11 protein-coding genes are annotated in these 15,784 nt (G+C 55.5%); 9 read left to right on the top strand and 2 right to left on the bottom strand.

Going from position 1 to position 15,784, the window contains the following annotated elements:
* Positions 1-10 precede the first annotated feature (10 nt).
* Positions 11-1,474 carry a DcaP family trimeric outer membrane transporter gene (locus CWO84_RS19215; RefSeq protein WP_240618097.1) on the bottom strand — a complete coding sequence of 488 codons (1,464 nt, stop codon included), beginning with the start codon at positions 1,472-1,474 and terminating at the stop codon, positions 11-13.
* A 30-nt stretch (positions 1,475-1,504) separates the two neighbouring features.
* Complete coding sequence (locus tag CWO84_RS19210) at positions 1,505-2,083, bottom strand: cytochrome c (RefSeq protein WP_101054637.1); 579 nt, start codon at positions 2,081-2,083, stop codon at positions 1,505-1,507.
* Positions 2,084-2,145: 62 nt separating this feature from the next.
* Between CWO84_RS19210 and glnE the strand changes: the two genes are divergently transcribed.
* From glnE to CWO84_RS19165, 9 genes are all read left to right on the top strand, one after another.
* A complete protein-coding gene (glnE, locus tag CWO84_RS19205) occupies positions 2,146-5,019 on the top strand; it encodes a bifunctional [glutamate--ammonia ligase]-adenylyl-L-tyrosine phosphorylase/[glutamate--ammonia-ligase] adenylyltransferase (protein ID WP_165786382.1) in 2,874 nt (957 codons plus the stop codon).
* Between the two features lie 63 nt (positions 5,020-5,082).
* Positions 5,083-5,715 carry a ribonuclease gene (locus CWO84_RS19200; RefSeq protein WP_051670306.1) on the top strand — a complete coding sequence of 211 codons (633 nt, stop codon included), beginning with the start codon at positions 5,083-5,085 and terminating at the stop codon, positions 5,713-5,715.
* 100 nt (positions 5,716-5,815) lie between these two features.
* Positions 5,816-7,462 carry a phospholipase D-like domain-containing protein gene (locus tag CWO84_RS19195; protein WP_033158378.1) on the top strand — a complete coding sequence of 549 codons (1,647 nt, stop codon included), beginning with the start codon at positions 5,816-5,818 and terminating at the stop codon, positions 7,460-7,462.
* A gap of 177 nt (positions 7,463-7,639) precedes the next feature.
* A complete protein-coding gene (locus tag CWO84_RS19190; protein WP_033158377.1) occupies positions 7,640-8,431 on the top strand; it encodes a hypothetical protein in 792 nt (263 codons plus the stop codon).
* A complete protein-coding gene (locus CWO84_RS19185; protein ID WP_033158376.1) occupies positions 8,424-9,656 on the top strand; it encodes a DNA adenine methylase in 1,233 nt (410 codons plus the stop codon). The genes CWO84_RS19190 and CWO84_RS19185 overlap by 8 nt, the downstream gene beginning before the upstream one ends.
* Positions 9,657-10,239: 583 nt before the next feature.
* The gene (locus CWO84_RS19180) at positions 10,240-11,448 is read left to right on the top strand and encodes an efflux RND transporter periplasmic adaptor subunit (RefSeq protein WP_033158375.1); all 1,209 of its coding nucleotides are present in this window, start codon (positions 10,240-10,242) and stop codon (positions 11,446-11,448) included.
* Positions 11,445-13,382: a MacB family efflux pump subunit gene (locus CWO84_RS19175; protein WP_033158374.1), complete on the top strand. Its 1,938-nt coding sequence runs from the start codon at positions 11,445-11,447 to the stop codon at positions 13,380-13,382. The genes CWO84_RS19180 and CWO84_RS19175 overlap by 4 nt, the downstream gene beginning before the upstream one ends.
* Positions 13,379-14,887, top strand: a complete 1,509-nt coding sequence (locus tag CWO84_RS19170) for an efflux transporter outer membrane subunit (protein WP_101054634.1) — start codon at positions 13,379-13,381, stop codon at positions 14,885-14,887. The genes CWO84_RS19175 and CWO84_RS19170 overlap by 4 nt, the downstream gene beginning before the upstream one ends.
* 383 nt (positions 14,888-15,270) lie before the next feature.
* Positions 15,271-15,648, top strand: coding sequence for a hypothetical protein (locus CWO84_RS19165; protein ID WP_033158373.1), 378 nt, complete (start codon positions 15,271-15,273; stop codon positions 15,646-15,648).
* The last annotated feature ends 136 nt before the right edge of the window (positions 15,649-15,784 follow it).

The following is a 15,784-nucleotide window of genomic DNA, read 5'->3' as shown; positions in this document are numbered from 1 at the left end:
GCAGCCAAATTCAAAAACTATATTTGGCTGAAAACTGCACCCGCTGTAACACGCCATCCCGACCATCGATCAACTCGCGCGTCGCATAAGTATATTCCACGCCGAACATGGCTTGGCTGACCGGGCTCCAAAGCAAATTGGCATGCAAGGACTGCACTTGGTAGCTCAACACTTTATTCGCATACGTTGGATAATCCGCCTGCGCAAAACCATAGGTGACATTGGACCGCCATTGCTTATCCCACCAATGCTGATAAGACAACATGCCGCCGTAGGCATTGACCATCTCGATAGCGCCGTGTTGATCCAGCGCCGCATCGGCGAAGGTGTTATTGGTAGACACGTAGCGCCCGTCGCCTTTGCCGTAATGCGCCATAAAGCGCATATTATCCAGGCCAAACGTATTAATCCGTCCGGCCACGTTAACCCCGCCGCCCCACTCCGCTTGTCGATAACCGGTCGTGCCATGGGTATAGCGCAACTGCCTGCCGACCGCCGCCAAAGACACATTGCCCCAATCCGGATTCAGATTGAGCCTAGCGATTACATCCGGATAACGATCAGCGTTAGGCGTAGTGTAATACCCCGCATCCAAATTGGGATTGGTACTTTTACTGGAAGAAGTCTCCAGCGCACTATCGACCCACAAACGGCTGCGCGGCGCCTCCAACGCCACTTGCCACTCCATCGGCGTATCCAGCCAATTAAACGGCTCGCTCCAGCGCACCAAAGGATCGCGCAGGCTGGCGACAGCGCCAGCAGAGCCACCCACATCCAACGTATCCGGCAATGCGGCTACGTTAAGAAAGGTAGTCCAGGTTTGTCCAGCCAGAAAATGACCGATGGAGCCGTAGGCGTGGCGCAAACGCGGCGTGTATGTGTACGTTGCCGGATCGCCGTAAAAGTCAAACTCGATATAGGTGTTGATGTCGCCCCAGTCAGTCGTCGGGGTAAACGATTTGAACCACAAACGGCTTTCTTTGCCGTGAAACGTAATTTGCCCACGTTCACCGGCCGCACCCACCGGAATTTGCGCCATCGCCAGTTGCTGATCGCCCAGCCTGTCACGCCCAGCGCTGACGCTGTTAAACAAGGTGTCCATTTTCACGAACCCGCCCAAACCCACAGACGTGTCGGTACCGGGAATTTTAAACGTGCCTTTCACATCGCCAACCGTCACCGCCGGCTTCTCTTTGGCCTTATCGCTCACCAAAGCGGAAGCGGTGCCACCCGTCGCTACCGTTGTCGGAGACGCCACCGCAGCTTGCACCGTATTGCTGACCGGTGCCTTGCCGGCAGCAACTTGCTCGGCGCGGACATGCTGCAACTCCTGCTCCAGCTGTTCGATCCTGGAATTGGAACGCTCAACCTGACTCTGTAATTGAGTGACTTGCTGACTTAAGGCCTTCAGCAAAGCCTTGATGTCTTCGTCGGCAGCTTGCGCGGGATTGACTATCCAACAGCACAGCCACATGAGACATAGTTGTAAAAATTTGCTCATCCTCTAACCCCCAAGTTTTCTGAATAAGGCATGACAAGAGGTACAGGTGGTATTGATTTCATGCAAGCTATCCGGAATGGCGTCTATATGATTTTGCTCGGCCAGCTGCTGCAATTGGCGCATCTCTTCGCGCAGCTTGCCGGCCAGGGCCAGAAACGTGGTTTGTTCGGCCGCGTTTAACTGCAAACCGGGCATACGGGCAATCATGATCTCGACAGTAGCCGCCAAATCCCGCGCTGCTTCGCCGATTTGCCGTGAATATTTACGGCGCTCCACGTCTAATTGCTGTTCGGTCATAAACCGCTCCTGCATCAGGCTGTTCATCCGGTCCATCAATTCATGCAAGCGCTGGTCCCGCACCGCATGCAAGGCCGGCTGGCCGGTTTGGCTGCGCCCACCCTGCAAATACGCATACTGATTATTTTGGCTACAAGCGCTCAACATCAATAGTAGTGCGGCTAGATACAGGGTTTTCATGCGTTGCGCTCCGGTTCGATCAATCTGCAAGATGCGGCGCTCAGCCGCATCCTGGCCTGGTTTAAGTTTACCCGATTCCTGTGTGGATATTTTTTCAGCTGCCATCTAGGGTAGCGTCTGCAGTTTAGGTATCATGCTGCTTCCGTTCTTCCGACAGGATCCCGCCTATGTCACTTTTCGATTCGCTGTCCCAGCACACGGTACTGTTGCCGGATGAACTGCGGACTTTGGCCTCCGACTTTTGCACCAAGCTCGACGAAAAGCTTAGCCAAGAGCAACGCCAGGTTTTCGACAACGCCGTATTTTGCGCTTCGGTACTAAAAGTTTGTGTTTGCAGCCAATTTATCAGCGAAAGCTGGCTGCGCCATCCCGATTTGATTCCGGATCTTGTGACATCCACCGATCTATTCGCCCCGCTGCGCCGCGCCGATTATGCCGCCGCATTGCAAAAGAGCGGCAACGCCGACGGCGAACCCGCCTTGGCCAGACAATTACGCCTGTTCCGCCGCCGGGAGATGGTCAGAATCGCCTGGCGCGATCTGGCCGGCTGGTCCGATCTGGACGAAACGCTGTCGGATTTAACCGCCTTGGCCGAGGTCTGCATTCAAACCGCGCTGGATTTTTTATATCGGCAGGCTTGCGCGCGCTGGGGCACACCCACGCTGGCCGACGGCACGCCGTTTAACATCGTGGTGCTGGGGATGGGCAAACTCGGGGCCTGGGAATTGAATTATTCCTCCGACATCGACCTGATTTTTGCTTACGCCGAAGACGGCGTCCTCACCGAGAAAAAGGAAATCAGCTACGGCGAATTCTTCACCCGTATCTGCCGCTCACTGGTGAAAATGCTCGACGAAATTACCGTGGACGGTTTTGTGTTCCGCACCGACGTGCGTTTGCGCCCGTTTGGCGACAGCGGCCCGTTGATCATGAATTTCGACGGCATGGAGCATTACTACCTGACCCAAGCCCGTGAATGGGAACGCTATGCCATGATCAAGGCCCGGCAAGTGGCCGGCGACTTCAATACCGGCAAACACCTGGCCGCATTAATCAAACCGTTTGTCTATCGCCGCTATCTGGATTACGGCGCGTTCGAGGAATTACGCTCGTTAAAATTCCAAATCGCCCAGGAGCTAAAACGCCGCGACCGCGCCGATAACGTCAAACTCGGCCCCGGCGGCATCCGCGAGGTAGAGTTCATCGGCCAAGCCTTTCAGTTGATTCGCGGCGGCCAGGACGTCGCCTTGCAGCAACGTGAAATCCAAACCATCCTCAGCGTTCTGGAAGAGCTGGGGTTGATGATGGTCGAGGATGTAGCCACCTTAAAATTTGCCTACCGGTTTTTACGGCGCGTGGAAAACCACATCCAGCAATACCAGGACAGACAAACCCACGACCTACCCGCTAACCCGCTGGTACAACAAATTCTGGCCTATTCACTGGACTTTGAGGATTGGAGCGCGTTCAAAGCCGAACTGGACCAGGTCCGCGAGTCGGTGCAGGATATTTTCGAGCAAGTGTTTTCGCTCAGCGAACAGGACAATAAACAGCAAAGCGCGCGCTTGATCTGGGCCAGCCCCGCGGACAACGAACTGGCGCTGGAAGCACTGGCCGACTATGGCTTTGCCGATCCGCTGAACATCCAAAAAGCGCTCGTCAATTTTAAAGAATCGCATGCGATTAAACGCATGACCAGCAAAGGCGCCGGTGTCCTGGACCGGTTGATGCCGCAATTGATAGAACAAGTGGCAAACAGCGAAAAAAGCGATGCGAGCTTGCTGCGGATTCTGGATTTATTCGAAGCCGTAGCCGGCCGCAACGTCTATCTAGCCTTGCTGGCCGAAAATCCGGACGCGCTGAATCAGCTGATCAAGCTGGCCGCAGCCAGTCCGTGGATTTGCGAATATCTGTCGCTGTATCCGATTCTGTTCGACGAACTGCTGGATACCCGTTCGCTGTACGACCCGCTGCAAAAGCAGGCCTTGCGCGAGGACTTGCAGCGCGAACTGGCGCGCGTCGATACCCAGGACAGCGAACAACTGATGATTGCGCTGCGCCAGTTCAAGCATCTGAATGTGTTGCGGGTGGCCGCCGCCGACATCATGGGCGTGATACCGGTGATGATCGTCAGCGACTATTTAACCTGGACCGCCGAAGCCATTCTGGAGCAGGTATTGCAATGCGCCTGGCAAATGCTGGTCAGCAAGCATGGCCACCCGCCCGGCACCGGCCCCGATCCGCAAAACTTTGCGATCATTGCCTTCGGTAAATTCGGCGGTATCGAACTGGGCTATGGCTCGGATCTGGATTTGGTATTTTTATATGCCTGCGCCGACGGCGACGCGCAAACCAACGGCGAAAAACCGATCAATTCCGGCCAGTTTTATTTACGCCTGGGCCAAAAAATCCGCCACATTCTGGATACCAAAATGCTGTCCGGCATCCTCTACGAAGCGGACTTACGCTTGCGGCCCAACGGTGACTCCGGCTTGCTGGTCACGCATATTGACCATTACGAAGCGTATTTAAAAAACGAGGCCTGGACCTGGGAACACCAAGCCTTGGTGCGCGGCCGTTTCGTGGCCGGCGACGAAAGTTTGAAACACAGCTACGAAGCCATCCGCGGCCGGATTTTAGCCTTACCGCGGGATCGCGAAGAACTGAAAACCCAGGTGCGGGAGATGCGTGAAAAAATGCGCGACAACCTGGCCCCCAAAGACCCGGCAATATTCGATCTAAAGCAAAGCCAGGGCGGCATCGCCGACATTGAGTTTATCGTCCAGTTCGGCGTCCTCGCAGAAACCGCGCAGCAGCCGAGTCTAGCGACTTACACGGACAACGTCCGCCTGTTGGAAGGTTTACAGCAGCACGGTTTTATCTCGCCAACCGATGCCGCCTTGCTAAAACAAGCCTATTGCGCCTACCGCGATTACGGCCATCATCAGGTACTGCAAGGCCTCAGCGCCACCGCGCACGGCGACGAATTTCAAGAACTGCGCAAGGAAGTGGAGCGGATTTGGCAGCAGTTTATGCTCTGATACTGAGCTAAAAAATATAGACGGCGAATTCCTCGCCCTAAACTCTAAGACTTGGAGAAATTTATGAAAGCTTGGTTACTGCTGTGTTTGGCAGCGTTCTCGACCGCCCTGGCCGCCAACGGCAAGCCCGGCAAGTTTGATGGGTATGTGCTGGCCTTATCCTGGTCACCCACCTATTGCGAGGAACAGCCCAAAGACCGCGAACAATGCGGCAAAAAACTGGGTTTGGTACTGCATGGCCTTTGGCCGCAATACAACGTTGGTTATCCAAGCTTTTGCACCAAGGAAGCCTACGCACCTAGTCAAGCTCAAGCGTTTCCAGAGCTTTATCCGTCCGAATTTCTGTTCGAACACGAATGGGAAAAGCACGGCACCTGCTCCGGATTAACCCAAGCCGGTTATTTTCAATTATCGCAAGCACTGAAAAGCAAAGTCGCCATCCCGGAGGCCTACCAGCGGCCGCAAAAACCTTTCCGAACCACAGCCGAAGTTTTGAAAAACGCCTTTGCCGACGTCAACCCCTGGCTGAAAGAGCAAGCCATCGCCCCATTCTGCAGCGGCGGCGGACGGTTTTTCAAGGAAATGTTCGTGTGTTTGGATAAGAGCGGCGCGACAGCTAGTTGCAGCGCCGACGTGGTGAAAAGTGCGGCGAAATCTTGCGGGCAAAAGGATTTTTTGGTGCGGAATATTAAATAGCTGCGGGGGCTTTACAGCGATTTCTTGACGCTTGCCAGCCTCGCAACCGAGGGTTAACAGACCTAAACTTGTCATCCACTCTATCTAAACGGAGACGGCCATGCGTAGCGAAATTAATATCAGCCCCAAGGGCTTGCAAGTCAGAGCGATCGCCGGCACCTACGTGGTGCTGCTGGCATTTACCTGCCCGAAAGCCTATTGCAGCGGCTTGCTCGGCTTCGGCATCCAACGCACAGACCATGAAAACGGCGAAATCACTTGGCTGCGCGGCTTAAAGCGCTTCGAGCTACCCGGCGACGACGGCTCCAGCGTTAGCAGCCGTCATCACCCGATCCAGAAATTTCATTGGGGTGACTACACTACCAAGCCTGGGCGCAGTTATACCTACACCGTCCATGCGCTGACCGGCAAACCAGGCGCGTTAAAGACTTTCGATTCGGTAGCCGTGCAAGTCAATTGCGAACAACCCGCCGCCATCGGCAGCCAAGGTCATGCGGTGCATTTCAACCGCAGTGCGGCTGCCAGCCAAGCTTTTGCATCGCGCTTTCCACATTTGCCGGCCGGCGAGATTGTCGATGAAAATGCGCGCCGCTGGCTGTCGCGCGGCCTGGAGGAGGCCTTGATCGCCTATATAGACGCGGCCAAAGCCAAACAGGGCTTACATTTATTTTTATACGAATTTGCCAAGGACGCATTTTTCGAGGCACTTAAACGCGCGAAGCAACGCAAGGTCAGGCTGGAGATTTTGTACGACGGCTTGCTGGACGCCAAAGGCGACGGCCCTTCACTCGACGCGCTGCCGCAGATCAAAAAATACGGTTTGAAAAGCGTCTGCAAAGCCCGCACCGGTGCCGGTTTGAATATCTCGCATAACAAATTTATGGTGTTGAGCAACGGCAAAGGCAAACCGCTGTCGGTGTGGACCGGCTCGACCAATTTCACCGATAGCGCGATTTACGGGCAATCCAACGTCGGCCACGTCATCAGTGATGCCACAGCCGCCAAACAATATTTCGAGTGGCATCAAACCGTCTGGAAAAACCCCAGCTTGCCCGGCGCCGACTCGCGGAAAGTCGCGATGGGTTTAACCCAACCGCCGACCACGACCGCGACGGGTTCGCATCTGGTACTAAGCCCACGCAAATCCACCGAAGCCATCAACGAATGCGCGGAATGGGTAACGGCAAGCAAACGCCTGATTTGCTTTACCGCGCCGTTTGCCATGCACGACGACCTGGAAGCGGCCCTGGCCGCAGCGCCTGCTCACGTCTTGGGCTTGTTGAACACCCGCAGCGTAGTCGGTCAAGCCTTGCACGACGCGCCCAACACCCAATTGGCGGCCAGTGCCGCTATAGATGAAAAATCCATTTTGGAGCAATGGCAAGGCCGGCTGCTGGCCGAATCCAAACATCATTCCGGTGTGCATGTGCATACCAAAATCCTGCTGGTAGATCCGCTTTCCGACAAGCCCTTGGTCGTCACCGGCTCGGCCAACTTCAGCACCAATTCCTGCCGTTACAACGACGAGAACCAGCTATTCATCATCGGCGACACAGCGGTCGCCGACGTGTATTTGGGCGAGTTCATGCGTATGTTCGATCATTACTATTTTCGCGACTATGTCAGCTGGACCGCCAAACAAAAGAAAACCGATCCCAAAGCCGGCTTTCTGGACCCTACCGACCAATGGGCTTTGCGATTTTTCGACGGCGGCGAGCGCGAGGCGGCAAGGTTGGCGTTTTTTTAGTTGAGTTAGGCAAGTCTTTAGCGAACCAATTGTTTGGATTAAGTGGCATTCAATGGGCCTCTTTATCCTGAATACAGACGGGCGGTCAATTCCAGGGATTCGGCCTTTCTGATTGTGGGATAATGGAAACGCCGCCTTTGAGGCGGCTTTTAGACCAAGAATGAAGAGGAATCGCCGGTGGCGACAGAGAAAGAGTTGTTGAAGAAGTTTTTAGACCCGCTGAAGGTATGCAAGCGGTACAAACCAAAGTTTGGACAGGGAAATAAAGAAGAAGGCGTATCCCTTCCGCAGTTTCTTGACTTGTACGGGGCCGACCCGTTCTATGCGTGGTGCGGCCTGAATTCTGAACTGATGTATGCAGCCCACAAAGCCGCAGGCGGTATGACCTCGGTGTACCGGCAAATCGGCAAGGGGTGCGAGAACCTTTTTCGTGAAATCATCATCGATGCCACGGGCTACACGGACAGGAACAGCGCCACATGGTCCTACAAGACTAAGACGAGCGCAGGGAAAGACAAAACACTCTCGCTTGATGGTCGCCTCCAATTCGATGACATTACGAACGCTGCGGTGAAGGCACGGGTGAACGAGTGGGTTGCCGAATACTGCCGAATTCTTGGTGCGAAGATCCCCGACCACGGCGCGGTGTTCGAGGTTCGTCAGGGGTACAAGAGCAAGGATAGTAAACGGCAGAACGGCGATATCGACAACATCGCCGTAGCTTGGGCACAAGGCTACATGCCCGTGTTTGCCATCTTCTCCGGTCAGATTGACGGTGATTTGGTCCTTCGCTATCAAAACAGCCGAGGTGGAGTTTTGGTCGGTCGTGCAGACGACGCATCGACCGCATCCCTGTTCGCCTTCTGCAAGGAGGTCTTGGGCTTTGATCTTGCCGACTTTTTCAAGCGCAACTCCCCCGCAATCCAGAAGGAAGTCCAAGAAGCGCTGGAAGCCTTGTTGAATGCTTGAAGTCACGCGCCATTCCGTTAAGCAACGCTCGGACCTCACGTTTAAGCATAACAAGTCGCTCGGTCGCCACGGCTGGCTCCGGCTTACTCCGGCCTACTCTGTAAAGCTGGTGAAGGAGATAATCGCCAGATTCCCCCCCAATATTGCGATTCTTGATCCGTTCTCCGGGACTGCGACCACGACACTTACGGCGGCGGAGCATGGCAACTCTGCGCTTTCATTCGACATCAATCCGTTCTTGATCTGGCTTGGCAATGTGAAGTGTCGGTCATACTCGTCTGATCACTTGGCCTTAGTGCAAGACGGTGCGCAACAGGCTATCGCTCGGGTTCCCGCCTTGATGAAGAAGGACAATTGGACCCCCCGCCTGTTCAACATCGAGCGCTGGTGGTCAGCCGATACACTCCAAGCTCTAGCGGCACTTCGGACAGGGCTTGTCGAAGTGTTCGGAGAGCCGGCGAAAGATCGAGCGACCGGGCTGGCGTGGGTGGCCTTCTGTCGGTTGGTGATAGAGACTTCTGCAGCCGCCTTCAATCACGTGTCCATGTCATTCTCGTCGGAGACGATAGACCACGAAGTCGAGCATGTGACAGACCTGTATCTAGTCATTCTCGATGCCGTGCTTGCCTCTAGCGGTACCCAGCTACGCGGCCAGGGGGCGGTTGTTGCGGTGGATGCCCGCGCTATTCCAGAAATGGGGCGGCGCTTCAACCTTGTCGTCACCTCCCCCCCTTATCCGAATCGCATCAGCTATATTAGAGAACTTCGCCCATACATGTATTGGATGAAGTTTCTTGAAGAAGCCCGAGAAGCGGGTGAGATGGATTGGAAGGCGATAGGCGGCACTTGGGGGATCGCTACAAGTCGCCTAAATGAATGGGGACCAAATGGCAAAGTGCTCCCGGAGGTTCTAACTGATGCGGTTGGACGCATCGCAAAGAGCGACGGCAAGAATGCTCAGCTCATGGCGACCTATGTGCTCAAGTACTTCTATGACATGCACCTGCATTTATCGTCGCTACCAAACGTACTGGAGCCGGGTGCAGAGCTTCATTACATTGTCGGCAATTCCAGCTTCTTCGGAAACATGGTTGATACCCCAGCGATTCTGACTGCCTCCCTGCTGATGCTTGGGTACGAAAACACTGATTCGATGGTCATACGGAAGCGGAACTGCAACAAGGCGCTTTTCGAGTATGACGTTACTGCTCGTTGGCCGGGGTAATTACATTTAGGATCAATTTGGGAGTATTCCTCCAACTCAAATTGCCTATTCAATGACAGCAAGCTGCGAGATGCCGGCCACAATCACTCGATTGTATGACCGCGACCGGCGGCAAAGGCCGTGTAATTAGCTTACAGGCTCAGCACTATACGACTGGAAAGGTCACAAACCTACCCCAGGGCCGTAGGGTGGATAAGCGAAGCGTCATCCACCTATTTGCGTTCCCATGGTGGATGGCGCTTCGCTTATCCACCCTACAATTTTTATTATTTGAATGGCCGATTTAAATTTTAAACCGACATTCAAGATAAATACACGAACTTCCGCGTTGGGTCGACTGCGACTACTTCCCTGCTTGATTGACGCTAACCAAAATCCGATACCTCATCTTTACCAAGCTTTACCTTCCCAGTATTGCCAAGCCCGATACCAAAGCATAAACTCCCTGCAGACTTGGCGGGCGGCTTGAGCTAGCGTTCCTGCATCCCGCCAAGCCATATCCTGCTATCCGCTGTCGAAGCCATCGCCACTACTGCCGGTCGGGAAACTATCCGTCATCCTCAAGTAGACATACATTATTGCCATGCAGCAATCGCTCGTTTCCTCCCCAAACCGCCGGCGTCTGCGCTGGCTTGCTCTGTTTTTATTGGCTATCGCGGTCGCAGTTGGCGGCTGGTATTTTGCCAAGCAACCCAAACACGCAAACCAGGACAAAGCCGATAGCGTGGAAGTAACGCTGGGCGATCTGGAAGAAAACGTCACCGCCCAAGGCAAGCTGGAACCCAAGGAATACGTGGATGTCGGTGCGCAGGTGACCGGCCAGTTGCAAAAAATCTACGTTAAAATCGGCGACAACGTCCAGGCCGGCCAATTGCTGGCGCAGATTGACCCACGGATCTACGCCGCTCGCGTTGCGGCCGACGAAGCCAATATCAAAAATTTGCAGGCGCAACTGGCCGGCCAGCAGGCGCAAGTGGTGTTTGCCCAACAACAATACGACCGCAACCGCGAACTGCTGAAAAGCCAGGGCGTCAGCGTCCAGGACTTTCAGAACAGCGAATTCACCTTGAAAAACGCCAAAGCTACCGCCGAATCGCTGCAAGCCCAAATCGAACAGGTGCAATCGACTTTAAACGGCGACAAAACCAATCTGGGTTTCACCAAAATCTTTGCCTCGATGGACGGCACCATGGTCGATCAGAAAGCCCGCGAAGGTCAAACCCTGAACGCCAACCAAACCACTCCCACCATCCTGCAACTGGCCAAACTGGATACGATGACAGTGCGCGCTCAAGTGGCCGAGGCCGACGTGATGCGCCTGCGTTCGGACATGCCGGTGTATTTCACCACGCTGGGTTCCGGCGAACGCCGCTGGCAAGGCGCGGTGCGGCAGATTTTGCCGACACCGGAAGTGATCAATAACGTGGTGCTTTACAACGTGCTGGTGGATGTCGATAACCGCGACCGGCAACTGATGACCGGCATGAGCACCCAGATGTTTTTTGTGCTGGGCAAGGCCGAACAAGTGCCGCTGATTCCTGTGAACGCACTGGGCCCACGCCAACGCAAGGAAGATAAAGCCAGCGGTCATGCTTACCAAATCAAAGTCCTTACCGAACAAGGCGTGCAAGACAAAATCGTCCAAATCGGCTTGAGAACCCGGCGCTTTGCACAAGTGCTGGATGGCCTGACCGTCGGCGACAAACTACAAATCAACGCCGGCATGGACGACAAGGCTAAAAACCGCAAAAACAATCAAGGCTATCCCGGCGCCGGAGTGCCCAGACTATGAGCACCCTGCCCCTGCTGCAACTTGAGCATATTCAACGCTTTTACCCCAACGGCGATGCCATCGTCCGCGCGCTGGACGATGTCTCGCTAAGCATCTGGCCCGGCGAATTTGTGGCGATCATCGGCCAGTCCGGCTCGGGCAAATCCACATTAATGAACCTGATCGGCTGTCTGGATAAAGCCGATGTCGGCAGCTACCAAGTGCTGGGGCAAAATGTCGCGGATTTAGACCCTGACCAACTGGCAGAGCTGCGCCGGGAAAGCTTTGGCTTTGTCTTCCAACGCTACAACCTGTTGAACACAGCAACCGCCACCGAAAATGTGGAAATTCCGGCCTTGTACGCCGGTCTACCTAAAGCCGAACGCCAGCAACGCGCCTTGCAATTGCTCGGCAAACTCGGTTTGGCAGAACGCAGCGGTCACAAACCCATGCAACTGTCCGGCGGCCAACAGCAACGGGTTGCTATCGCCCGCGCCTTGATGAACGATCCGCCGGTCATCCTGGCCGACGAACCTACCGGCGCGCTGGACAGCCAAAGCGGTACGGAAGTGATGGCCTTGTTGAAAGCCTTGCATCAGGAAGGCCGCACCATTTTATTGATCACCCACGACGACAAAGTCGCCGCCCACGCCCAGCGTGTCATTCATATCGCCGACGGCAAAATCGTCAGCGACGGCACCGCCAATCAAAGCGGACAGCGATTGCCCCCTCCCCAGCACCGCGGCATCGGCGCGGCTGGTTTGCTGGCCGAACTGGGCGAAGCCGCCAAAACGGCATTGCGCTCCTTACGCGCCAATTTATTTCGTACCGCCCTGACCTTGCTGGGCATTGTGATCGGCGTCGCCGCGGTCGTCACGATGCTGGCCGTCGGCCAGGGCAGCCAGGAAAAAGTGTTGGAACAGATGCGGACGATGGGCACCAATATCCTGTCTATCCGTCCCGGCCTGACCGGCTTTCGCGGTGGCGGCGACGTGGCAACGCTAACGCTGGCCGATGCCGAGGCGGTTGCTGAACTGGACAATGTCGAATCGGCCTCACCGGAACGCAACAGTCGTTTGACGGTGCGTTATGGTTCGATTGATTATTCAACCAGTGTGCAAGGCGTTGCGCCGAGTATGCCCTCGGTGCGCGACTGGCCGGTCGGCAGCGGCGACTTCTTCGACGAACGCGACCAACGCCGCTATGCACCGGTGATGGTACTGGGCGAAACCGTGCGCAAACTGCTTTTTGTGGAAGGCGAAGACCCTATCGGCCGCTTTGTGATGATAGGCAATATTCCGTTTGAAGTGATCGGCGTGATGTCGCCCAAAGGCGCCGATGCGATGGGCAGCGACCGCGACGATGGTGTGTTTGTGCCGATCAGCACCGGTTTGATTCGGCTGTTTGGGCAGAAATATCTGGGTGGCATCACCGTCAAGGTCGGCGATTTAAGCCAAATCGACGCTACCCAACAAGCCATCAGCGACTTGTTGATCGCCCGCCACCAGACCGAGGATTTTCGGATACGCAACATGGCCTCCATCATCGAATCGGCCACCGAAACCCAGAACACCTTTACCCTGATGCTGGGCATCGTCGCGGCGATTTCCCTGCTGGTGGGCGGCATTGGCGTGATGAACATCATGCTGGTCAGCGTTACCGAACGCACCCGGGAGATTGGCATCCGCATCGCCACCGGCGCCCGCCGCCGCGACATCTTATTGCAGTTCAATACCGAAGCGGCAGTGGTCTGCACCCTGGGCGGGCTGATGGGCGTGTTGCTGGGCTTTGCCGCCGGTTATGTGCTGAAGTATTTTGACATGGCGGTATTGTTCTCGCCGTTGCCGGCGATATTGGCCTTCTCCTGCGCCTTCGGCACCGGCTTGCTGTTTGGTTATTTACCTGCCCGCAAAGCCGCCCATCTGGACCCGGTCGTGGCCTTGGCGGCGGAATGAATAGGTACTATCTCAAGAAAGGCCGAAATTCGTCCTTCGACAAGCTCAGGACGAACGGTAAACAGTTGAAGCCGTTCGTGGTGAGCTTGTCGAACCATGAGCGGAATCAAATTGTTCCAAATTTCCTAACCGTCGCCGCGTTAGCTGGTCTATTGACGTTGACGACCGGCTGCAATTTATTGACCGAATACCAGCGCCCCGTCGTGGAAACGCCTACGCAATGGCGGGAGGCCGAACAAGCCAACAGCGCCAACATCAATCCGCAATGGTGGCAGGCGTTTGCCAGCGAACAGTTAAACCGGTTGATGGCCGACGCACTGGCCTATAACAACGATTTGAACGCCGCCCGCCAGCGGATCGAACAAGCCCGCGCCCAGGCACGCATCGCCGGTGCCGGGCTATGGCCGGCCGCCAGCGTAAACGGCGATTTTACCGACACCCGCAACAACGCCAGCGACACGCAAAAAACCAGCGGCCAGCTGGACATTGCTTACGAAGTGGATTTGTGGGGCGCCAACCGGGCCCGGCGCGATGCCGGCAGCGCGCGCTTGCTCAGCCAGGTGTTTGCCCGCGATGCCTCGCAATTGGTAGTGATGGCCGATGTCGGCCAGGCCTACTTCAATTTGCTGGCTATCCAGGAGCGCCGGCAAATCGCCAGCGACTTTTTGGACACGGTCAGTGCGATTTTGACCATCGTCGAAGCCCGGCAGCGGGCCGGTGCCGCTTACGAACTGGAAGTGGCGCAGCAGCGCACCGCCCAAGCCAACGCCCGCGCCAATCTGGATTTACTGACTCAACAGCAAACCCTGGCGGAAAACACGCTGGCCATTTTGCTGGGCCATCCGCCGCAACATCTGGTGCTGGAACCGGCCCAATTCGCCGCACTGAGCGTGCCGGCAATCGCCGCCGAGCAGCCGGCCACGCTGTTGCAACGTCGGCCCGACATCGGCCAGTTGGAAATGGAATTGATCGCCGCCAATGCCGACATCGCCGTGGCCCGCGCGGCGTTTTATCCCAAACTGCAGCTCAGCCTGAGCAGCGTATTATCCAACCCGCAACCGGCCGGCGTGGCGGCCAGTCTGGCGGCCGGCTTGACCCAGCCTTTGTTTCAGGGCGGCCGCCTGGAAGGCGCCCTGGGCAACGCCCTGGCAACGAATGCCGAATTGGTGGAAAACTACCGAAAAACCGTATTGACCGCCTTCAAGGAAGTCGAAGACGCGGCCACCACCTACGCCAACTCCAGCCGCCGCCTGCAAGCCCTGCAACACGCCGCCGCCCAAGCCAAACTGGCCTACGACATCTCGCAAAACCGCTACCGGCTCGGCGCGGTCGATTACCAAGCCCTGCTGAACGCGCAAAGCAGCTACCTGACCACCGAAAACAGCCGGGTGCAGGCCAGATTGGATGTGTTGGTCTCCCAGGTGCAGATGTATAAGGCGCTGGGTGGCGGTTGGGCGTTGAATGAGCAGAATACGGATTTGTCGGCTGTGGGGCCAGGGCCTTAGCGGCAGATGGATTGGGGAAGATGTTACAGCCTTGCTTAATATCGGAAAGGCAACTATTCTCCTGATCAAGAACAAGAAATTGAAAACGGCTTTTCTTGGGTACTTGGGTTGTGCAGATTCTTGGATAGCACCGGTGTCGTACTTGTTTTCACGGCATGTCCTTTTTCTCGAAGTTAATTACTTAATAAACAATAACTTGTCTAAATTGCAATCGAGTTATACGACATAATGTATTGGATTATTAGACAGACAATGTCTTATATACTACGTTAGGCATCACCGGAACATCTATCGCTCGCTCTGTACTTCGGATTGAGGACGGCGCGGACAATCAGCTGAGAGTTGAGAGCCAAGGTTCACACCTAAACAGGAGGAGATGAAAAATGGGACATCTTGGGATGCTTGCGCTCGGCGTATTTATCGGCAGTCTCATCTGCATTGCGGTACGCAAAACGACAAACTGGTCAGACGCAGCGAAAGTAGTTGTTGCACTCATAGGAGCAGCACTGTCCGGAACCGTCTTTACCTTCATCGAGAAAATTCTCGGCACTTCGCTAGGCGCGGCGATGTTTATGTACCCAGTTGGCCTAGCTTGGAGTCTAGTCTGGCTTTACGCCGACCAATCAATTGAACACATTAAGTCCACGGACTCCAACCAGAGAACCGCCGGTTGGCTGCATATCGCTGGAATCATTTTGGGGACCATCTTTGTTCTGTTACTTCTGCTTTCGGAGAGCTTCCGCGCACTACTCCCAAAGTGATGCCTAACCCCTCAATCAAGCCGAGCCCCAACAGCCGTGCACTTGGCCGTCGCGGCCGTGCGGTGCATCATCAGCTCGTAGGGCGCATTAGCGATAGCGTAATGCGCCGCATGCTTGAAGGCCAACATATGCCGCA

This window comes from Methylomonas sp. Kb3 (genome assembly GCF_002834115.1).
Lineage (GTDB): Bacteria > Pseudomonadota > Gammaproteobacteria > Methylococcales > Methylomonadaceae > Methylomonas > Methylomonas defluvii.
This window is presented reverse-complemented; position numbering and strand designations above follow the sequence as displayed.

Excerpts from the sequence above, each read along its gene's own strand:
- CWO84_RS19215 (WP_240618097.1), bottom strand. The coding sequence starts at position 1,474 with ATGTGGCTGTGCTGTTGGATAGTCAATCCCGCGCAAGCTGCCGACGAA.
- CWO84_RS19210 (WP_101054637.1), bottom strand. The coding sequence starts at position 2,083 with ATGGCAGCTGAAAAAATATCCACACAGGAATCGGGTAAACTTAAACCA.
- glnE (WP_165786382.1), top strand. The coding sequence starts at position 2,146 with ATGTCACTTTTCGATTCGCTGTCCCAGCACACGGTACTGTTGCCGGAT.
- CWO84_RS19200 (WP_051670306.1), top strand. The coding sequence starts at position 5,083 with ATGAAAGCTTGGTTACTGCTGTGTTTGGCAGCGTTCTCGACCGCCCTG.
- CWO84_RS19195 (WP_033158378.1), top strand. The coding sequence starts at position 5,816 with ATGCGTAGCGAAATTAATATCAGCCCCAAGGGCTTGCAAGTCAGAGCG.
- CWO84_RS19185 (WP_033158376.1), top strand. The coding sequence starts at position 8,424 with ATGCTTGAAGTCACGCGCCATTCCGTTAAGCAACGCTCGGACCTCACG.
- CWO84_RS19180 (WP_033158375.1), top strand. The coding sequence starts at position 10,240 with ATGCAGCAATCGCTCGTTTCCTCCCCAAACCGCCGGCGTCTGCGCTGG.
- CWO84_RS19175 (WP_033158374.1), top strand. The coding sequence starts at position 11,445 with ATGAGCACCCTGCCCCTGCTGCAACTTGAGCATATTCAACGCTTTTAC.
- CWO84_RS19170 (WP_101054634.1), top strand. The coding sequence starts at position 13,379 with ATGAATAGGTACTATCTCAAGAAAGGCCGAAATTCGTCCTTCGACAAG.
- CWO84_RS19165 (WP_033158373.1), top strand. The coding sequence starts at position 15,271 with ATGGGACATCTTGGGATGCTTGCGCTCGGCGTATTTATCGGCAGTCTC.